The sequence below is a fragment of the Rhodococcus sp. NPDC057014 genome (assembly GCF_042673295.1).
Taxonomy (GTDB): Bacteria; Actinomycetota; Actinomycetes; order Mycobacteriales; family Mycobacteriaceae; genus Rhodococcus_F.
Genome location: NZ_JBHUSF010000072.1, coordinates 1 through 19,658, shown reverse-complemented (window position 1 = coordinate 19,658; position 19,658 = coordinate 1). Strand labels below are relative to the sequence as shown.

Genomic DNA, 19,658 nt, shown 5'->3' with positions numbered 1-19,658 from the left:
TGCTGCCCATGTTGAATGCCCTGCTCACCACGTACCTCCGCCCGTACAAGCGGGAGCTCACGGCGGTCGTCCTGTTCCAGCTCGTCGCGACCGCGGCAGCGCTGTACCTTCCCAGCCTGAACGCCGACCTCATCGACAACGGCGTCACCAAGGGCGACACGGCGTACATCCTGTCCACGGGCGTCATGATGCTGCTCGTCACCGTCGTGCAGATCATCTGCTCGATCGGTTCGGTGTACTTCGGTGCCCGTGCCGCAATGGGTTTCGGACGCGACGTGCGCCGCGCCGTCATGCATCAGGTGGGGAGTTTCTCGTCCCGGGAGTTCGGCCGTTTCGGCGCGCCGTCGCTGATCACCCGCAACACCAACGACGTGCAGCAGGTGCAGATGCTGGTCGTGATGAGCTGCACGATCCTCGTGATGGCGCCGATCATGTGCGTCGGCGGCGTCGTGATGTCGATCCGGGAGGACGCCGGGCTCGCCTGGATCCTGGCGGTCACCGTGCCGGTGCTCGCGCTGTCCATGGGCTTCGTGATCTCGCGAATGGTGCCCGCGTTCCGGGAGATGCAGACCCGCATCGACGGGGTCAACCGGGTGCTCCGTGAGCAGATCACCGGCATCCGCGTGGTGCGGGCGTTCGTCCGCGAGCGCTCCGAGATGCAGCGGTTCGGCGACGCCAACGAGCAGCTCACCCAGACCGCCCTGCGCGTCGGCAGGCTGACGGCGGTGATGTTCCCGCTCGTGATGGTGATCGCGAACGTCACCAGCGTCGCCGTCATCTGGTTCGGCGGTCACGAAATCAACAGCGGCACCATGCAGGTCGGCTCGCTCACCGCGATGCTCAGCTACATCATGCAGATCCTGATGTCGGTGATGATGGCGTCGTTCATCGCGATGATGGCGCCCCGCGCCACCGTCTGCGCCGAACGCATCGGCGAGGTGCTCGGCACGGATTCCACCGTCGTGCCGCCGGTCGATCCGATCACCGTGCTGCAGAACCCCGGCGTGGTGGAACTGCGCGACGCCCAGTTCAAGTTCCCCGGCGCCGACGAGCCCGTCCTGCGCGACATCAGTTTCCGCGCCGAACCCGGCAAGACCACCGCGATCATCGGCGGCACCGGCTCCGGCAAGACGACGCTGCTGTCGCTGATCCCGCGCCTCATCGACGCCACGTCGGGTGCTGTCACCGTGTCCGATACGGATGTGCGCCGCATCGACCTGGACGTCCTGCGGGCAGGCATCGGACTCGTCCCGCAACGGCCCTACCTGTTCTCGGGCACCGTCGCCACCAACCTGCGGTACGGCAAACCCGACGCCACCGACGAGGAACTGTGGCGGGCGCTGGAGATCGCACAGGCCGCCGATTTCGTGCGCGCCATGCCGGAGGGCCTCGACACCCCGGTCGCGCAGGGCGGCACGACCGTCTCCGGCGGTCAGCGGCAGCGGCTCGCCATCGCGCGGGCGCTGGTGCGTCGTCCGTCGATCTACCTGTTCGACGACTCGTTCTCCGCCCTGGACCTCAGCACCGACGCCCGGCTGCGTGCCGCACTCAAACCCGAGACCTCGGACGCGTGCGTCATCGTCGTCGCCCAGCGTGTCTCGACGATCGTCGAGGCCGAGCAGATCGTGGTCCTCGAGGACGGCGCGGTCGTCGGAATCGGAACCCACGACGAACTGCTCGAGACGTGTCCGTGTTACGTCGAGATCGTCGAATCCCAACGATCGGTCCAGGAAGCACTATGAGCGATCGCGCAACCACCACCACCGCCGAAAGGCCCGTCGGCCCGCGTATTCCGGGGCCGGTCGCTCCGGGAGCCCCGGGGTCCAAGCCGCACGATCTGTGGCCGTCCACCAAGCGGCTGCTGCGTCGGCTGCGTCCCCACCGCATCGCCGTCGGCGTCGTTTTCCTCGTCGCCGCTGTGTCGGTGGTGCTCACGTCGATCGCGCCGCGCATGCTCGGCCAGGGCACGAACCTGATCTTCGACGGCATCATCGGCGCCCAGTTGCCCGCCGGAATGTCGAAGGAGCAGGCCGTCGCCGCGCTGCGGGCCGACGGTCAGAACACGTTCGCCGACATGGTGTCCGGCATGGCCGTCGTCCCCGGCGTGGGTATCGACTTCACCGCACTCGGCCGGGTACTGGCGATCGTGATGGCCCTGTACCTGGGGTCGTCGGTGTTCATGTGGCTGTCGGGTTTCCTGCTGAACATCGTCGTGCAGGGCGTCGTGAAGAACCTGCGCGCCGAGGTCGAACGGAAGATCCACCGACTTCCGCTGCGGTACTTCGACTCCCACTCCCGCGGCGACCTGCTCAGCCGGGTAACCAACGACATCGACAACGTCTCGCAGTCGCTGCAGCAGACGATGAGCCAGCTGATCGTGTCGGCGATGACGGTGATCGGCATCCTCGTGATGATGATCGTCATCTCGCCGCTGCTCGCGCTGATCGCCGTGCTGACGGTGCCGCTGTCGATCCTGGTGACGGCGCAGATCGCGAAACGGTCCAAGACGCACTTCGTGTCGCAGTGGAAGTCGACCGGCGAACTCAACTCGCACGTGGAAGAGGCGTACACGGGCCACGAACTGGTCACCGTGTTCGGCCGCGGCCGCGAGGTGGAGGCCCGCTTCGAGGAGCAGAACGAGGCGCTCTACCAGGCCAGCTACCGGGCCCAGTTCATCTCGGGCCTGATCATGCCCGCGATCATGTTCCTCGGAAACCTCAACTTCGTCGCCATCGCCGTCCTCGGCGGCATGCGGGTGGCGTCCGGCACCATGAGCCTCGGCGACGTGCAGGCCTTCATCCAGTACTCCCGCCAGTTCACCCAGCCCCTCACTCAGATCGGGGCCATGGTCAACCTCATGCAGTCGGGGGTGGCGTCCGCCGAGCGGGTGTTCGCCATCCTCGACGAGGACGAGGAAGACCCGGACCCGGCCGACGCACCCAACCCGGCCGAGGTCGCGGGCCGGGTGGAGTTCTCGGGCGTGTCGTTCGGCTACTCACCCGACAAGCCGCTGATCGAGAACCTGTCGCTGGTCGCAGAACCCGGCCAGATGGTCGCCATCGTCGGACCCACCGGCGCGGGCAAGACCACCCTCGTCAACCTCATCCTGCGGTTCTACGAACTCGACGGGGGCAGCATCCTCCTCGACGGCGTCGACATCGCCGAGATGTCGCGCGACGACCTGCGGTCCCGCATCGGCATGGTCCTCCAGGACGCGTGGCTGTTCGGCGGCACCATCCGCGACAACATCGCGTACGGACGTCCCGACGCCACCGAGGAGGAGATCCACGCAGCCGCGCGGATCAGCTACGTCGACCGGTTCGTCCACTCGCTGCCCGACGGCTACGACACCGTCATCGACGAGGAGGGCAGCAACATCAGCGCCGGCGAGAAGCAGCTGATCACGATCGCCCGCGCGTTCATCTCGCAACCGTCGATCCTGATCCTCGACGAGGCGACCAGTTCCGTCGACACCCGCACCGAACTGCTCGTCCAGCACGCGACGGCGGTCCTGCGCAGCGATCGCACGAGTTTCGTGATCGCACACCGGCTGTCGACCATCCGCGACGCCGACCTCATCGTCGTCATGGAGGACGGCCGCATCGTCGAGCAGGGCAGCCACGAGGACCTGCTCCTCACCCGCGGCGCGTACTACCGCCTGTACAACAGCCAGTTCGTCAGTGCGTAAACGCCCGTGAGTACTTATTAACCACGGGCGGTTAACAAGTACTCACAGGCACGCAGTGCTTCCCCCGGCCTCGAAGGTGGCGGTGTCGCAGTAGGCGGAGCGCGGGTAGTACGGACCCATCGTGGTGGCGGGGTCGGTGTGATCGTTCTGCGACGCCTGCACCGACTGCGGGTAGAAGGCGTCGGACGGCAGCATGTACCGCAGGAAGAGCACCTTCTTCGCGACGTCGGTGGAGCCCCAGGGGATGACGGTGACGGTCGGGTCGGCTGCGGCGCGGGCGGGGACGTCCTGCGGTGCGGCGACGACGTACGTGTAGTTGCCGTTGCTGTCGGTGCGGGTCTGGAAGTCGGCGGCGCACGCGACGACGGGGTACGGCGTCAGCTGGTCGTTCTGGCACATCGACCAGTACCGCACCTGGCGGCCGGGTGTCGTGACGGGTTGTCCAGCGCGGGTGTCGGGGAATGTGGGTGCCCGGCCCTGCACGACGACGATGCGTCCGGGCTGATACGTCAGGCCCGCTCCGACGTATTTGTTGTCGCCGTTGGGGAACAGGCCCGACGTGCTGGCGGGGTTCACGAACGTCGCCTCGGGCACGTTGCCGGGGAACGCGCCGGACGCGGCGCCGGCGATGATCTGATCGAATCCGGCCTCCGCGACCTGCCCGAGCGGGCCGTTGTCGTAGGCGGAGGGGTCGAATTCGGATCCGCACGTCGGCACCGGCGACGTTCGACCGCCGGACGTCAGCGTCACGTCGGGCAGTGGGACGCCACCGGTCGGTGATGCCGGATCGTCGGGCACGTACACCCGGATGATGAGGAAGCCGACGGGTACCGACTGCGCGCCGGTCCCGGTGGGAAGGGCCTGAATCTGGTTGCGCGCGTGGTCGGCCGGACCGGTCACGACCGTGGCGTGCCAGCGCTTCTGAGCGGGAGGCGGGGAATTTGCCGCAGCGTCGGTGAACGGGTTGCCGCTGCCCGGGTCGGGCCCGATCTGGTTGTCGCGCAACGTGTCGACCGTGTCGAAGTTGGTGCCGTACGTGTTGAGCGAGAAGTAGCGGGCGGCCGGGTAGGTGCCGCTCAGTTCGATGGTGTCGCCGGACGCCAACGCGTAGGGCAGAACCCAGTACGTCGCGTTCGCGTCGGGGAACGCGACGTTCAGCACCGTCGAGTTGGACATGAACTGCCACGCGCACTGCGCCGTCGGCGGCGGGGCCGCGGAGGCGAGGAACGCCCCGCCGGACCATATCAGCAGAACCAGCACGGCAGCAACGATTTTCCCGGCCACGGCGGTCAGAACACCTCCCCGAACGCGGTCAACTTGTCGATGCCCTCGCGGTCGATCTGGCCGGGGGTGTACCGGTTGATCACCTGGATGTAGGTGAGGTACCGGGCCATCGCGTCCGCGCTCTGCTGAGCGAACGCCGGGGGCAGCGGCGCGGCGAGCTGAGTCGGCAGGTACTGGGTCATCAGCTGGGCGGCCATGGCCGGGCCGCGCGGGTCGTGATCGAAGGTGTTGTCGAGTTCCGCCCGACCGCGTTCGGTGGCGTAGTCGTAGAACTCGTACTGGAACGACGCCGGGTCGACGTAGGCGGTGGGCCCCAGCCACTTCGAATACACCGCGACTTTCGCCTCGGGGGTGCGCAGCACGTAGATGTGGGTGGGGGAGTTGTTCCAGTTGATGCCCTGCGGTGCATGCTCGTTGGTGGCGAGGACGACGTGGTCGCGTCCCGCCGCGGCGTTGCTCCGCAGCAGCGGCAGGAGGTCGACGCGTTCGGCGTACGTCGCGAACAGGTCCCCCGACATCCAGTTGCGGTCGCCGTGGCCGAGCGTCGCGAGCAGCGGCACCACGTCGACGCTCGACGTGAGCTGGCCGCGTGGGGTGTCGGTGTCGCCGGTGAACCGCCCGGTCGGGTCGGCGACGATCAGCGGGATGTGGAACGCCTCGTCGTAGGCGGTGGACAGTTTGCCGGCGACGAAGCCGTGCGCCCCGGCGTATTCGCCGTGATCCGACGTCATGACGAAGACGGTGTTCGCCGCGACGTCCTCCGGCAGCGAGTCGATCACCGTGCCGATGTGGTGATCGACCATCGACAGCACGTTGGTGTAACTGTCGAGTGCCCGTTCCCAGTACGTGTACGGCGCGAACGCGATGTGCCGGTCGGGGTCGGTGCCCTGACCGTACGGCTGCAGGTAGTAGTTCGACAGGTTCTGGACGTCGTCGGTGACGCCGCCCCACACCAGCGCCTGGAACTCCCGCGCGAACACCTGGGTGCTCGGTTTCGACTGCAGCGCCTTCTCGGGTTCCCAATTGGGCGGCACGGACGGGTAGCCCAGCCGCGGCGGGTCGCTCTCACCGGTGGTCACCGACCACGTCCGCGCGGGGCTGAGCGGGGGAACGTTGTTCGCGTACAGCGACTGATAGCGTTCCGCTTCCGTTCCGGCCCAGAAGAACTGCTGGTCGTGCGGGTTGACGAAGCTCGCCGTGAGGCAGAACGGGCCGTCGGAGGGTTTGCGCGTCGACAACCACGCCGCGGCCTGGTCGGCGATGTGCCCGTCGAATTCGAAACCCTCACCGTTCAATCCGATGATGTCGGGCATCGTCAGCCCGTCGAACCCGTACTCCTCGAGGTAGCCGGGGGCGAGCCCCGAATCCTCGTCCGGCGACGGCGACAGATGCCACTTCCCGACATACGGCGTGACGTACCCCGCCTGCCGCAGCAGTTTGCCGTACGTCGGGAACTCCCGTCCCATCGCCGGGGACGGGACGGGCGACGCCCGATTACCGGTCCGGGTCTGCAGCATCCAGTTCTGCAGCGGATACAGCCCGGTGACGAAACACGCGCGGCCGGGGCTGCACGCCACCCCGGCCGTGTAGTGCTGCGTGAACTTCACCCCGGGCGCCCACAACTTGTAGAGGTTGGGCATGAACCGTTGCAGGAACTGATCCGGAGTGGTGATCCCGGCCGGAAAGACCTGGGGAAACCGCATCTCGTCGACGACGATGAACACGATGTTGGGCTGCACGTAGTTGTTCGGCTGGCGGCGCAGCGGTTGCTCCGACGCGTCCGCCCGGCGGTCGAAGAGGCCGGACATCACGGTCACCCCGCCCGCGACCGCGGCACCCGAGAGAAACGTTCGCCTGTCGATCCGATGGCCGGTCTTCTCGTCGCTCATGGCGGTTCCTCCGGTCGAGGGGGCGGGATCGTCACACTCTCTGTACCCACTTTCGAACGAAGTAGTGATGTGTCGCCGGAAATGTCGCGCGTGATTGGATACACCCGTGAATGCCGTAGTCCCGACCCCGCCCGATCCGTTCTTCACCGTCGGCACCCGACTCGACGGACAGCTCGGCCGAACCGGAACCATTCACACCCCGCACGGCGACATCGCGACGCCGTCGTTCGTGGCCGTCGGCACCAAAGCCACCGTCAAGGCGGTGCTGCCGGAGAGCATGAAGGACCTGGGCGCGCAGTCGCTGCTCGCCAACGCGTACCACCTGTACCTGCAGCCGGGCCCGGACATCGTGGACGAGGCCGGCGGGCTGGGCAAGTTCATGAACTGGGACGGCCCGACGTTCACCGACAGCGGCGGATTCCAGGTGATGTCGCTGGGCGTCGGATTCAAGAAGGTCCTCGCGATGGAAGCGGTCGGGGTGCGCTCCGACGACGTCATCGCGAAGGGTAAGGAACGCCTCGCGACCGTCGACGACGACGGCGTCACGTTCAAATCGCACCTGGACGGGTCGCGGCACCGGTTCACCCCCGAGGTGTCGATGCAGATTCAGCATCAACTCGGCGCCGACATCATGTTCGCGTTCGACGAGCTCACGACGCTGCTGAACACCCGCGGCTACCAGGAGCAGTCGGTGGAGCGGACGCAGGCGTGGGCGGTGCGCTGCATAGCCGAGCACGAGAAGCTCACCGCCGAACGCTCACACCGTCCGTACCAGGCGCTGTTCGGGGTGGTCCAGGGCGCGCAGTACGAGGACCTGCGGCGGCAGGCGTGCCGGGGGCTCGAGTCGATCACCGGGGAGAGCGGCCGCGGTTTCGACGGGTACGGCATCGGCGGGGCGCTGGAGAAGCAGAACCTGGGCACCATCGTCCGCTGGTGCAACGAGGAACTTCCCGAGCACAAGCCGCGGCACATGCTCGGCATCAGCGAGCCGGACGACTTCTTCGTGGCCATCGAGAACGGGGCCGACACGTTCGACTGCGTGAATCCGTCGCGGGTCGCGCGCAACGCTGCGATCTACCACCCGGACGGCCGGTTCAACATCAACACCAGCCGCTTCCGGCGTGATTTCACCCCGATCGACGAGAACTGCGACTGCTACACGTGCGCCAACTACACCAGCGCCTACATCCACCACCTGTTCAAGGCGAAGGAAATGCTGGCGTCCACGTTGTGCACTATTCACAACGAACGCTTCACGGTGCGGTTGGTCGATCAGATCCGTGCCAGCATCGAGGGCGGCTACTTCGCGGAGTTCAAGGCCGAGACACTGGGCCGCTTCTACCGCACGTGAGTGGGAAAGAGTCCCCGGGGACGCTTTCCCACTCACGTGGGGGTCAGAGCTGGTAGGTGGGTTCGCGCTTCTTCACGTACGCGATGACGCGGTACGTGATCGGCATGACCAGCACCTCGACGAGGGTCTTCCACAGGAATCCGACGATCACGTAGTTGACGAAATCGCTCCACGTGCTGATGCCGATCGCGCCGGCCGCGATGGAGCAGAAGATCAGGGTGTCGGCGAACTCACCGACGATGGTGGAGCCGATGAGGCGCGCCCACAGGTGCTTCTCTTTGGTCCGCTCCTTGATGAGGACCAGCGTCACCGAGTTCAGCATCTGCCCGACGAGGTAGCCGGCCAGCCCGGCGAGCAGCAGTCGCGGGTAGACGCCGACGACCGACCGCAGCGCCTCCTGGTTCTCGTAGAAGTCGGCGGACGGCAGTTCGATGAGCAGCCAGAAGCAGAACGCGGCCAGGATCAGGGCGCCGAAGCCCAGGTAGATCGCGCGACGCGTCGACTTGAACCCGTACACCTCGCTGAGCACGTCGCCGAGGATGTAGGCCAGCGGGAACAGGAAGAAGCCGCCGTCGGTGATGACCGGCAGGATCTGCAGCGGGCCGATGGTGAGCGACGAGTCGGCGAAGAATGCGACGCCTTTCGTCGCGCAGATATTCGAGATCAGCAGCGTCGCGGTGAAGAGGGCGACGAACGTGGGGTAGTACCCGCGGCTGACGTGCGCGAACGTCGCGTGGTCGTCTGGTTTGGTCTGCTGATCTGAGGCTGTCACGCCGCAATCCAAGCACCTGCGGGTGGAGAGGCGCGAATCAGGAACGGGTGAACGTACCTTTTGTCCGATCTGAGGCGACGAAAGGTACGTTCACCCGCGCGGTGGGCCGTGCCGGGCTAACCCTGGACGACGCGCGTGCCGCCTGCCAGTTCGTCGTGCTTGCCCTGCTTGGTGGCGCTGCCGTTGATCGTCACGGCGATGACGATCGCCGCGACGAAACCGACCAGTCCGAACAGGAACCCGAGGAACGGGAACCCGCCGAGCGCGGCGAGGACGTAGAAGCCATTCCTGGTCAGCGACTGCTGCTGGGTGGGCAGTCCACCGTTCGGGCCCTCGACGCGCAGACCGAGAACCTGCTTGCCGACGGTCTGGCCCCGCGTCGTCTCGAGGAACACGAAGTAGCCCACGGCCGCGGCCGCGGTGAGGATCGCACCCAGGGCACTGCCCAGGAAGGTGCCCAGCACCAGCGAGATGACGATGGTGACCACGGCCGTCGGAATGCCGACGATCAGGCCGTCGATCACCCGCGCGCCCAGGCGGGGAAGGAGTTCGCCCGGCCGGGACGGGTTGAACCCGAAGTCGGGCTGCGCGAACGGCTGGGTGCCGGATTGCTGCGCCGAATCGAACTGCGGCGGTGCGCCGAACTGCTGCCCGTATTGCTGCCGTCCCTGGTTGGGATCGTATCCGCCAGTAGTCATGTGTTCCCCCTCGAATCGTCTCGGATGACGCCTGAGCACCTTACGCAAGGGGTGGGAGTGACTCGAGTGACGGGAGTAGCAAAACGGGTGAGCGTGCTTCCTGCCCGGAGGGGCGGAGCACGCTCACCCGTGGCGAGCGAACGGTCAGCGTTTGACGACTTGAGTGCCGCCGGCAAACTCGTCGTGTTTGCCTTGCTTCGTGGGACTGCTGTTGATCGTCACCGCGATGACAATTTCGGCGACCACTAGAAGTATCGTGCCGATGAAGAAGGGGATGATTGCCAACAACGTGAACCCGTTACGAATCGCGGACTGTTGGAACGTCGGATATCCAGAGCCCCCTGGGGCCGTAACGGACAGGCCGAGCATCTTCTTTGCGGGTGTCGCCCCCATCGTTACCTCGAAGGCTACGAAGTATATGAAGACGAGAATGCCCGACAAGATCCCGGGTATGAACACATCGTTGACACCGCCGACCAGCAAAGCGATGAGAATCACGACGATCCCGATGATGATGCCGTCGATCAATCGGGCAGCGAAGCGAAGGCCGAGCCCACCCGGTTCGATTCCGTCGGGTAGCCGGCCTCCCGGACCATAGGCAGCCTGGTCGTTGAACCCGGGCGGCGGCGGATATCCGCCGGGCGGCGGTGGAGGATTGCCCCGCGGAGGGTATCCGCCCTGGTCACCACCTTCGGGTTTGTCGTTAGGGTCGTATCCACCAGTCGTCATGTGATCCCCTCAGCAAGAGTTGAATGCTCGCGCGTGACAGTGCGAATAAACACTACGTGGACAATCCTTTACCCGCCTCCCTTTGGTCTGCTTCTTCTCCTGCGGTTTTGATGCTTTACGCTGGTTATCGTGACTAATTCTGGGGGATCGGACGATTCGAATCCGTACAACGGGCAGACACCGCCCACTTACGGCGAGGTGCCGCCGTTGCCGCGCGACGGATACGGGGTCGACGAATCCGGTTATCCCACCTATTCGGCGCCCACCGAGAAGTACCCCGACTATCAGCAGCCGGGCGCGTACGGGACGTCTCCGAATCCGTATGCCGCGCCGAATCAGTACGGCGGCGACCAGTACGGGGCGCCCCAGCAGCAGCAGTATGGGACGCCGAACCCGTATGCCGCCCCGAATCAGTACGGCACCCCGAATCAGTACGGCGGCGCCCCCAACCAGTACGGCGGCGCACCAGATCAGTACGGGGCGGCGGGCCAATACGGTGGCCCCGCCCCGCAGTACGGCGCCCCGAGCCCGTACGGCGCGCCCTACCCGCAGTCGCGGGGGACGAACGGTCTCGCGATCGCGTCGCTGATCACGTCGATCGTCGGCGGTTGCTTCTACGGTGTCGGCTCCATCGTCGGCATCATCCTCGGCATCGTGGCGCTGGGCCAGATCAAGCAGTCCGGTCAGGAGGGTCGTGGGCTCGCGATCGCCGGGATCGCCATCGGCGGCGCCTACGTCGTCGGGTGGATCCTGTTCTTCGTGATCATGCTGATCGCGGCGGCGTCGGGGGCCTGACGACCCACGGTTCGCGGTGCAGGCGGGCCGGGTCGAACCGGGCGAGGAGGGTCCCGAGATCCACGACCTCGCCCGGTTCCGCGAGCCCGAGTGACGCCGCCAGCACCCCGAGGACGTCGCTCGGTGTGCGTCCCAACGCTTTCTGGTCGGTGAGGGTGACGGCGCCGTCGCGTTTCGCGAGCCGTTTGCCGTCCTCGTTGAGTGCGAGCGCGACGTGTGCGTAGGCGGGGGCGGTGAGCCCGAGCAGTCCCGCGAGGTACGCCTGGCGGGGCGCCGACGACAGCAGGTCGTCGCCGCGCACCACCTGGTCGATCCCCTGGGCGGCGTCGTCGACGACGACCGCCAGGTTGTAGGCGGGGGTTCCGTCGCCGCGCCGCAGCACGAGGTCGTCGACCATCCCGGAGTAGTTTCCGTGCAGGACGTCGTCGATGGTGAACGACGTGACGTCGGCGCGCAGTCGCAGGGCCGGTGGTCGCCCGCCGGCGAGCCGGTCGGCACGCTCGCCCGGTGTCAGGTTGCGGCAGGTCCCCGGGTAGGCGCCCTGGGGTGCGTGCGGGGCCGACGCCGCCTTCAGGATTTCTCTTCTCGTGCAGAAGCACTCGTACGTGCGGCCGGCGGCGTGGAGTTCGGCGATGGCGGCGTCGTACCGCGGCCGTCGGTGTGACTGCGACACGACGTCGCCGTCCCAGTCGAGACCGAGTTCCGCGAGGTCGGCCAGTTGCCGGTCCCGGGCACCGTCGCGGACACGGTCGAGATCCTCGACCCGCACGAGGAAACGGCGGCCGGTGGACCGGGCGAACAGCCACGCCAGCACGGCCGTCCGCAGGTTGCCGAGGTGCAGGTCGCCGGACGGGCTGGGCGCGAACCGTCCCGCGCCGTCGGGGTGACGGGGCAGGGGGTCGTGCTGACCGGACGGAGGTGACATCGGACCGAGGGGTCAGCTGGCCAGTTCGATCGACGACGACGGCAGGACGTCGGCGCCCTGCAGAATCATGCCGATCTGGACGTGCAGGGCGTGCTCGAGGTACTCGGCCGGGTACAGGTCCGGACTGCCGAGCGCTTCGAGGGCGAGGCCGTCGACGGTGGCGAGGAGAAGCGCCGCACGGGTTTCCGCCTCCGGGGTGCCGATCCCGATGAGCACCGCGGACAGTCCGGTGCGGATGGTGAACAGGGTGGTGCGCCGGATCTCGGCGAGCGACGGGGAGGTGGCCGCCCGGACGGCGAATGCCGCCCTGACGTGCGCCTCCCGCGACCGGGACTCGTCGAGGGGAAGTAACTGCGACATCGCGGCGAACAGGGCCTGGGCGGGGTCGCCGCCGCGGTCGATGTCCGCCAGCCGGGTGAGCAGTGTGTCGACGAGGGTGCGCAGCGCGAACGCGAACATCTCGTCCTTGGTGGAGAAGTGGTGCTGCACGGCGCCGATGGACACACCCGCCCTCTTGGCGACCTCGCGCACGCTGGCGCCCTCGAGGCCCGACTCGGCGGCGACGTCGAACAGGGCCGCGGCCAGGTGTTCGGGGCTGGTGGACGAGTACCGGCGTTCGCGCATGCCTCGAACATTACTGACGTATTGAATCAATACATGCGTCAGGTGCCCGTGTCGCCTCGAGTGGCGGGTGTGAATCCGGCTATCGGCGGACGTACGTCAGGAAGATCATCCCGCTCTCGAATGCGCGGGTCGACGTCAGCCGGAACCGCTGCGGGTCGAATTCGCCGTCGAACAGCGGAATGCCGGTGCCGATCGCCACGGGGTTGAGCTTGATCCGGAGTTCGTCGACCTCGGGTTGCACCGCGGCGGCAAGTTTCCCGCCGCCGCACAGCCAGATGTCCTTGCCGTCCTCCTGCTTGAGTTCGCGCACCTTCTCGATCGGATCGCCCGAGACGATCTCGACGTCCGGGTCGGGCGACTCGGTGATCGTCGTCGAGAACACGTACTGCCGCAGATGCGGGTACGGGCTGGTCACGCCGAGGTCGAGTGCGGGCTGGTAGCTGGCGCGGCCCATGAGGAGGGTGTCGAAATGCCGGTTGGGGGCATCGATTCCCATCGCTGCCCGCACATGGGTGGGGACCGTTTCGGGGTACTCGGCGATCATCGCGGGCATGTGATCGCCCTCGAGTTCGAAGACGGTGCCGCTGGGGTCCGAACCGTCGGCGCCGGCGATGAATCCGTCGATGGTGGTGGCGACGTAATAGACCAGTTTTCGCATGTGAGCCCTCCCGCAGTCGGTAACTACTCCATTTGTAGTACTATGACCGAAGTGGTTGCAAGTTCTTTTTCGAGGAGTGTCGATGGCGCAGAATCCGGAACGACGCGCGGCTCTCGTGAACGCGGCGATCGAGGTGCTCGCGCGAGAAGGTGCGCGCGGCCTCACCTTCCGTGCCGTCGACGTCGAGGCGAACGTTCCCAAGGGGACGGCGTCCAACTACTTCGCCAGCCGCGACGACCTGTTCGACCAGGTCGGTAAGCGGATCCACGAGCGGATGGGCCCTGACCCCTCCGAAATCGAGGACAGTGCCCGCAAGCCGCAGAATCTCGACCTCGCGATCGAGTACATGCAGGGACTGTTCGGCAGGATCACCGGCGACCGGACGGGCTACCTCGCGTTGCAGGAGTTGCGGCTCGAAGCGGTCCGCCGGCCCGAGTTGCGCACCACGTTGACGCGCACCATCTCCGGCAACCTGGAGCGCGACATCGGGTTTCACCTCGACTCGGGACTGCCCGGCGACCGCGGCACCGTGCTGATGCTCTACCTCGCGATGAATGCGCTCATCGTCGAGCATCTGACGCTGCCCGGGGTGCTCGAGGGCGTCGACATCGAGCGGCTCATCGCCGACCTGGTGACGCGCGCCGTCGCTACGCCGGACGCCTGAGCGCGTAGTCGTCCACGTACTCCTGGCCCGACAGCGTCATGAGGGCATGCATCAGTTCGTCCGTCGCGGCCCGGACGACGTGCCGGTTGTCGCGGAGTGCGGCGAATCGGGAGAAGTCGAGCGGCTCACCGACGGTCACCGTCACCGTGCCGAACCGCCACATCCTCGATCCGGCGGGGTTGATCCGCCGGGTGCCGTGCATCGCGATCGGCACCACCGGGGCGCCGGTGGCGAGCGCGACCCTCGCGATGCCGGTCCTGCCCTTGTGGAGCCGGCCGTCGGGCGACCGGGTGCCCTCGGGGTAGATGCCCCAGACCTTGCCGTCGTCCAGGATCTTCCGCGCGGTCTCGAGGGCGGATTCTGCGGCGGAGGCCCCGGAGCGGTCGATCGGCACCTGGCCGGCGGCGGTGAAGAACCAGCGCTTCGCCCTCCCCTTCACGCCGCCCTCGGTGAAGTACTCGTTCTTGGCCACGAACGTGATCCGCCTGCGCACCATCAGGACGAGGAAGAACGAGTCGACGACGGTGAGGTGGTTGCTCGCCAGGATCACCGGGCCCGACTCCGGGATGTGGTGTGCGCCGAGGATCGTGGGCCGCCCGAAGATCCGCAGCACCGGCCCGATCAGCACGTACTTGAAGATCCAGTACCACACGGTGAACTCCTGACTCGCGCTCCGACAATGGGTAGACAGTGTCTACGCACTCCATGCTAGACACTGTCTACATGAGTGGTGAAGAGCAACCCCTGCGCGTGCGATTGATCGACTGCGGCCGCGAACTACTGGACGAGGGCGGCATCGACGCCGTCGGGCTGCGCGCCGTCGCCCGGCACGCGGGGGTCTCGCACGGTGCGCCGCGGCGGTACTTCCCGACGCACAAGGCGCTGCTCGCCGCGATCGCCGCGTCGGGGTTCGCCGACCTGTCCGCGGAACTCCGGTCGGCGATCGCGTCCGAGACGGACCCGGTCGCGCGACTGCGGCAGACCGCGCACCGCTACCTCTCCTTCGCACGCACCCACCGCACCCTGTTCGAATTGATGTTCCGCCACGACCTGCTCGAGGGCTCGGGCGAGGACCTGCGGCAGCACACGAAACCCCTGTTCGAGACGGTCGCCGCGCTCGCCGCAGACGCCGGCGCCGCAGACCCGCACGTGGTCGCGCTGAACCTGTGGACCCAACTGCACGGGGTTTCGACCCTCCGCGCCACCCGCAGCATCGACGTGATCGCCGGCGACGTCGACCCGGACGGATTCGTCGCGCAGTTGATCGACCTCCATCTCAGGGCACGGGGATGACGGCGCGCGGCAGGTCGGCCCGCAATTCCACGTCGGTGACGAAGTCGCCGTCACCCGGCACGTAACGGCGCTGCGGATCGAAGTCCTCCACCCGGAAGCTGTCCAGGGTGGGGGAGTGCGTCGTGACCGCGAGAGATCCGCCGTCGACGTCGAACTGCAGCAGTCGCTGGAACCCGGTCTCGCGGAGGCCGTTCACCGTGAAGTACTGGTAGTCGGCAAGCAACTCCACGACCTTCCGGTCGGTGTCGCCCACCTTCCGGTCGGTGACCGTCGTCTGCCCGTCGACGTGTCCCGCGAGGACCAGGAACACCGTGTCGAACGGGACGACGAGCCGGTTCCAGATCTGCTGTCCCGCACTGGTGCCGATGTCGCCGAACCCGCTCATCCGCAGCGAGCCGTCCTCGTCCAGGTAATAGTGGCTGCCGATCACCACGTTGCGGTCCGGGTGGGCGGCGAGCACGTCCTCGGCCCACTGCAGCACGTGCTCGGGCGGGTTGTAGCCGATGTAGAGCATCAGGAATTTCGCACCGGCGATGTCGAGCAGGTCGTAGTGCGCCGAATTGTCCGTGTCCGTGACGGATTCACCCCAGTACGGCCGGTCGCGGAACCGCCACGGACCGAAGAACTCGTTGTAGAGGGCGTGGTTCTTCTCGTGCTCGCCGGGAATCAGCCGTCCGCCCACGTTCCACAGGTTGTCGTGGTTGCCGGGCAGGACCCCGTACGGGATTCCGGCGTCCTCGAGCGTCGCCATCGCCCGGTCCGCCACCTCGAACTCGGGGCGCGCGCGGGACTCGGGCGCCCCCGGACGTATCCAGCTCTGGACGAGGTCGCCGGTGTGCATCGAATACGCGATCTTGCGTTCGGCGGCGTTCTCCGCGGTCCAGCGGGTCATGTCGAAATACACTTCGGGCCGGTCCCGGGACACGTACTGGGTGTCGGAGATGTGCTGCAGCGCGAAGTCGTACGTGTCCGGGTCGGCGAACTGCTGATCGGCGATCGCGTTCGCCTCGCGGAAACCGCGGTCCCGGCGCGGGCTGTCGATGACGAGGATCTGCGCGGCGTCCTCGCCCTCGATCCGGGTGGTCAGGGTGACCGGACCGCCCGGCTCGGACGGCTGCGCCGTCGCGACCGGCTCACCCCAACTCTGCGTCTCCTCGTCCCAGACGTGCATCGCGAGGTCGTCGAGATTGACCGAGCGTCCCTGCCAGGTGACGTCGCCGCCGGCGCTGTCCGGGCCGAACTGCACCTCGTACCGCATGTACGGGTACTCGCCGAAGCCGTGGCTGGTGGCCGACGTGCCGTCGGACTCCGCACCCGGAACCCGCTGGGAAGGCGTGGCGTCGTCGGTGGTCCCGGAAAACATGACCGCGGATGCGAGAGGTGCAGAGAGGGTGAGCCCACGCGCGGGCAGTCCGAAGGCGCCCCGGGGTTCGGGATCGGCCACCGCGACCACGTCACCGCCGAGCAGCGCAGCGGCCAGTGACACAGCCGTCAGCGCGGCAATCCTGCCCGGGACGCTCATGACTCGAGGTTACAAGCGCGGCCGGGCAGGAGTGAGGTGGAAGGACCGTCAGGCCTTGCGGCCGAGGAAGGCCAGCACCCGGGTCTGCTCGTCGGCGTCCGCGGGGACGTCCACGGCCGGGCCGCACACTCCGGCCGTGCGGATGTTGTCGCCCAGTTGCTCGGCCACACCACCCACCCAGGTCAGGTCGTCGGCGGGGATGGTCTCGTCGAGGCCGGTGGCCCGCGCGAGGTCCCAGCCGTGCACCACCAGGTCGAAGCAGTAGAAGCTGTCGACTGTCTTCCCGAGGGTGGTGCGGCCGAAATGCCCGTCGTACTCGCGGCCCGCCTGGGCCGGGTCGTCCAGGATCTCCTGCATGCCGTCGCGCGTCGCCGCCCACGCGGCAACCGGGTCGTCGTCGACGGACGGCGGCTCCGGCAGTTCCAGATCGACGACGGTGACGATGTAGCGCTGCGTGTCGATCACGTGCCGCACGACGTCGCGGGCCGTCCAGCCGTCACACGGAGACGCGTCGTCCCAGCGTGCGGCGGACACGGATTCGACTCGCTTCGTGAACTTCGCGGCGAGGTCGCGGTAGTGGGCTGCGGGGGTGTCGGTTGTCGAGGTCATGCTGCCGATTCTTCTCCCGTCCGGCGCCCGCCGGCTTGAACATTTCCGACATCGACGACGGAACCCGTCCCGTGCCAGTCGGGGGCCTCGCTGGCGAGCAGGCCGGACGGGGTCAGCGAGGAGATCCGCCGGCATTCCCGCGACAGGTGCGCCTGGTCGCTGTAGCCGGCGGTCGCGGCCAGGTCGGCGAGCCCGGTCCGCGCCCCCGACTGCGCCAGCGCCATGAACCGTTGCAGCCGCAGGATTCCGCGGAGCGTCGCCGGACCGTATCCGAACGCGTCGTTGCATCGCCGCTGCAGTTGCCGTTCCGTGACGGAGGCGGCGTCGGCGAGCGCACCGACGTTCCACGACTGCCGGGCCAGGGCCTGCCGCACGGTGCCGATCAGCGGGTCGGCGTCCGGTCCGCGGTTCCGCCACGCGCGCACGGCGTTCTCGAACAGGGCGATTCGTTCCGCGCAGCCGGACGCGTTGTCGAGCCGGTCGGTCAGTGTCCGTTCCCACGCGGACCCGAGTACGTCGCCGAGGCCGACGCGGATGTCGCGGACCTCGGCCGCCGACGTCCGCAGCAGGTGCGAGGCGGCGCCGGGACGGAAACGGACACCGACGGATTCGGTGCCCGGCGGCAGCGTGAACGACCAGGCCGTGGTCTCGGGACCGCACACCCGGATCCCCACGCCCCGGATCCACAGGACGTCCATGCACGCGTCCGGCACCAGCAGATGCTCGCCCCGCGTGCGCGCGGACCACCCGCACACCAGGGTGCCGGCGAGGTCGGGCGACGGCGAGGTCGGCGTGTACCAGCCCATGCCCGGGAGCCTAATCACCGATACCGACACGTGCGGGCCCGTCACATCGCCCGAAGTGCCCGCACCGGCACGCAACTCGAGGTGAACTGTATGCACGGGTCCGCAGAGGTTCCCCGGAGGCCCGCCACTTCGCCGTCACAGAGAACGAGGACTCCATGAGACGAACATGGGCGCTGGCAGCGATCGCCGCCGTCAGCCTGACCTTCTCGAGTTGCGCCTACGACAGCACCGATTCCGGGGACACGGGCGGCAACGCCCCGGTGTCCCCGACGCCGACGTCCCCACCCGCCGCGCCCGGAACACCCGTCCTGAAGATGGGACCGACGACGCTCGGCGAGGTGATGGTCGACGAAGGCGGGATGACGGTCTACGTGTACGACAACGACGAGGTCGGCTCCGGTGCCAGTTCGTGCCGGGACACGTGCCTGCAGTCGTGGCCGCCGGTCACCTCCGTCACCGAGAACCCGACGGTGCAGGGGTTGCAGGAAGTCGTCATCGACACCATCCCCGCGGCGGACGGCACCCATCAGCTCACCGTGAACGGCCGCCCCGTGTACCGGTACAAGGACGACAACGAACCCGGTGACGCATACGGGCAGGCCGTCGGCAGCGTGTGGTGGACCCTCGACTCCGCGGGCAACCCGGTCACGACAACTGCGGGCGGCGAGTAGCGCGGTCGATCCTCAGGTGGACGGTGACGGTCAGCGCCGCAGACAGCACGGCGGCGAACCACAGGGCGTCCAGCCCGATCCAGTGGTGCGCGAGAGCGCCCGTCACCGCTCCTGCCACCAGGCCCGCCCACAGCGCGAAATGTCGTAGCCACGCCCACCGCGGCCCGCCGAACAGTGCCGCGGCCAGCCGGTGGCCCATCTTCACGAGGGCGCCCGTCATGTAGGTGAGGCCGATGGTGACCTCGCCGTCCTTCTGGAAGAAGGAGTTCTCGGCGCCCATGGCGAGCAGCATCGCGCCGACGGCGACGGTGCTCGCCCCGACGGTCGCGGCGACGGCGCCTGCGATCAGCAGCCCGGACACGACGGCGAGCACCGTCGTCCGGACGGGCAGCCGCAGGCGATCGGACAGGTGCACGACCACGGCGCCCAGGGCGCAGCCGAGGACGAACGTGCCGATCACCTCGGCGGCCGTCAGCGCATGCGCCCACGCCCCGTCCGCGAATCCGACACTGAACCGGGTGAGATTGCCGCTCATGAACGCGACGAAGAACCCGCCGAGCGTGATGAATCCAAGCGCGTCGACGTAACCGGCCAGCGCGGACAACACCACCGCCAGCGCGAGCATCTGCCTGCTGTCGTCGATCGGCACATCACACATCCAACACCGCGATGAACGACAG

At 67.6% G+C, this 19,658-nt stretch carries 20 protein-coding genes; 7 read left to right on the top strand and 13 right to left on the bottom strand.

The annotated features are described in order from the left end of the window. Positions 1–8: 8 nt before the first annotated feature. Together ACFTZB_RS16735 and ACFTZB_RS16730 are read left to right on the top strand one after the other, a co-directional pair. On the top strand, positions 9–1,742 hold the full coding sequence (locus ACFTZB_RS16735; RefSeq protein ID WP_378433031.1) for an ABC transporter ATP-binding protein: 1,734 nt from the start codon (positions 9–11) through the stop codon (positions 1,740–1,742). Further along, positions 1,739–3,688, top strand: coding sequence for an ABC transporter ATP-binding protein (locus tag ACFTZB_RS16730; protein ID WP_378433029.1), 1,950 nt, complete (start codon positions 1,739–1,741; stop codon positions 3,686–3,688). Before ACFTZB_RS16735 ends, ACFTZB_RS16730 begins: the two co-directional genes overlap by 4 nt. A 42-nt stretch (positions 3,689–3,730) precedes the next feature. On the opposite strand, the gene ACFTZB_RS16725 is transcribed toward ACFTZB_RS16730, so the two are convergent. Next, the gene (locus tag ACFTZB_RS16725) at positions 3,731–4,972 is read right to left on the bottom strand and encodes a hypothetical protein (RefSeq protein ID WP_378433028.1); all 1,242 of its coding nucleotides are present in this window, start codon (positions 4,970–4,972) and stop codon (positions 3,731–3,733) included. Positions 4,973–4,977: 5 nt separating this feature from the next. After that, positions 4,978–6,861: a sulfatase-like hydrolase/transferase gene (locus tag ACFTZB_RS16720; protein ID WP_378433027.1), complete on the bottom strand. Its 1,884-nt coding sequence runs from the start codon at positions 6,859–6,861 to the stop codon at positions 4,978–4,980. Positions 6,862–6,967: 106 nt separating this feature from the next. Here ACFTZB_RS16720 and tgt point away from each other — a divergent pair, with 106 nt between their 5' ends. Beyond that, positions 6,968–8,212 carry a tRNA guanosine(34) transglycosylase Tgt gene (tgt, locus tag ACFTZB_RS16715; protein WP_378433026.1) on the top strand — a complete coding sequence of 415 codons (1,245 nt, stop codon included), beginning with the start codon at positions 6,968–6,970 and terminating at the stop codon, positions 8,210–8,212. 43 nt (positions 8,213–8,255) lie between these two features. Here the strand turns inward: tgt and ACFTZB_RS16710 are convergent, their stop codons facing one another. The 3 genes from ACFTZB_RS16710 to ACFTZB_RS16700 all read right to left on the bottom strand — a co-directional run bounded on the left by ACFTZB_RS16710 (position 8,256) and on the right by ACFTZB_RS16700 (position 10,411). Beyond that, complete coding sequence (locus ACFTZB_RS16710; protein WP_005248717.1) at positions 8,256–8,984, bottom strand: queuosine precursor transporter; 729 nt, start codon at positions 8,982–8,984, stop codon at positions 8,256–8,258. A 116-nt stretch (positions 8,985–9,100) separates the two neighbouring features. Further along, on the bottom strand, positions 9,101–9,682 hold the full coding sequence (locus ACFTZB_RS16705) for an RDD family protein (protein ID WP_378433024.1): 582 nt from the start codon (positions 9,680–9,682) through the stop codon (positions 9,101–9,103). Between the two features lie 144 nt (positions 9,683–9,826). Next, the gene (locus tag ACFTZB_RS16700) at positions 9,827–10,411 is read right to left on the bottom strand and encodes an RDD family protein (protein ID WP_378433023.1); all 585 of its coding nucleotides are present in this window, start codon (positions 10,409–10,411) and stop codon (positions 9,827–9,829) included. A 207-nt stretch (positions 10,412–10,618) separates the two neighbouring features. On the opposite strand from ACFTZB_RS16700, the gene ACFTZB_RS16695 reads away from it, so the two are divergent. Further along, entirely contained in the window at positions 10,619–11,206 is a 588-nt protein-coding gene (locus ACFTZB_RS16695; protein ID WP_378433044.1) for a DUF4190 domain-containing protein, read from the top strand. Here the strand turns inward: ACFTZB_RS16695 and gluQRS are convergent. The 3 genes from gluQRS to ACFTZB_RS16680 form a co-directional block, all read right to left on the bottom strand. Further along, the gene (gene gluQRS / locus ACFTZB_RS16690) at positions 11,175–12,131 is read right to left on the bottom strand and encodes a tRNA glutamyl-Q(34) synthetase GluQRS (protein WP_378433022.1); all 957 of its coding nucleotides are present in this window, start codon (positions 12,129–12,131) and stop codon (positions 11,175–11,177) included. The two genes, ACFTZB_RS16695 and gluQRS, sit on opposite strands and share 32 nt — an antisense overlap. 12 nt (positions 12,132–12,143) lie before the next feature. Next, entirely contained in the window at positions 12,144–12,755 is a 612-nt protein-coding gene (locus tag ACFTZB_RS16685; RefSeq protein WP_378433021.1) for a TetR/AcrR family transcriptional regulator, read from the bottom strand. Positions 12,756–12,834: 79 nt separating this feature from the next. Beyond that, positions 12,835–13,413, bottom strand: a complete 579-nt coding sequence (locus ACFTZB_RS16680) for a dihydrofolate reductase family protein (RefSeq protein ID WP_378433020.1) — start codon at positions 13,411–13,413, stop codon at positions 12,835–12,837. Positions 13,414–13,495: 82 nt separating this feature from the next. Here ACFTZB_RS16680 and ACFTZB_RS16675 point away from each other — a divergent pair, with 82 nt between their 5' ends. Then, complete coding sequence (locus tag ACFTZB_RS16675) at positions 13,496–14,077, top strand: TetR/AcrR family transcriptional regulator (RefSeq protein WP_378433019.1); 582 nt, start codon at positions 13,496–13,498, stop codon at positions 14,075–14,077. Here the strand turns inward: ACFTZB_RS16675 and ACFTZB_RS16670 are convergent. Continuing rightward, on the bottom strand, positions 14,061–14,729 hold the full coding sequence (locus ACFTZB_RS16670) for a lysophospholipid acyltransferase family protein (protein ID WP_378433018.1): 669 nt from the start codon (positions 14,727–14,729) through the stop codon (positions 14,061–14,063). The two genes, ACFTZB_RS16675 and ACFTZB_RS16670, sit on opposite strands and share 17 nt — an antisense overlap. Before the next feature lie 53 nt (positions 14,730–14,782). Here ACFTZB_RS16670 and ACFTZB_RS16665 point away from each other — a divergent pair, with 53 nt between their 5' ends. After that, entirely contained in the window at positions 14,783–15,370 is a 588-nt protein-coding gene (locus ACFTZB_RS16665) for a TetR/AcrR family transcriptional regulator (protein WP_378433016.1), read from the top strand. Here ACFTZB_RS16665 and ACFTZB_RS16660 read toward each other — a convergent pair. From ACFTZB_RS16660 to ACFTZB_RS16650, 3 genes are read right to left on the bottom strand one after another with little or no spacing between them, the layout of a single operon-like run. Beyond that, positions 15,354–16,892 (bottom strand): metallophosphoesterase, encoded by a 1,539-nt coding sequence (locus tag ACFTZB_RS16660; protein WP_378433015.1) that lies wholly within the window; start codon positions 16,890–16,892, stop codon positions 15,354–15,356. The genes ACFTZB_RS16665 and ACFTZB_RS16660 overlap by 17 nt on opposite strands. A gap of 48 nt (positions 16,893–16,940) precedes the next feature. Next, positions 16,941–17,501, bottom strand: a complete 561-nt coding sequence (locus ACFTZB_RS16655; protein WP_378433014.1) for a TIGR03086 family metal-binding protein — start codon at positions 17,499–17,501, stop codon at positions 16,941–16,943. Beyond that, entirely contained in the window at positions 17,498–18,307 is an 810-nt protein-coding gene (locus ACFTZB_RS16650; RefSeq protein WP_378433013.1) for a helix-turn-helix domain-containing protein, read from the bottom strand. The genes ACFTZB_RS16655 and ACFTZB_RS16650 overlap by 4 nt, the downstream gene beginning before the upstream one ends. A gap of 155 nt (positions 18,308–18,462) precedes the next feature. On the opposite strand from ACFTZB_RS16650, the gene ACFTZB_RS16645 reads away from it, so the two are divergent. Continuing rightward, positions 18,463–18,978, top strand: coding sequence for a hypothetical protein (locus tag ACFTZB_RS16645; RefSeq protein ID WP_378433012.1), 516 nt, complete (start codon positions 18,463–18,465; stop codon positions 18,976–18,978). Here the strand turns inward: ACFTZB_RS16645 and ACFTZB_RS16640 are convergent. Then, positions 18,953–19,636 carry a YoaK family protein gene (locus tag ACFTZB_RS16640; RefSeq protein ID WP_378433011.1) on the bottom strand — a complete coding sequence of 228 codons (684 nt, stop codon included), beginning with the start codon at positions 19,634–19,636 and terminating at the stop codon, positions 18,953–18,955. The genes ACFTZB_RS16645 and ACFTZB_RS16640 overlap by 26 nt on opposite strands. Between the last annotated feature and the right edge of the window lie 22 nt (positions 19,637–19,658).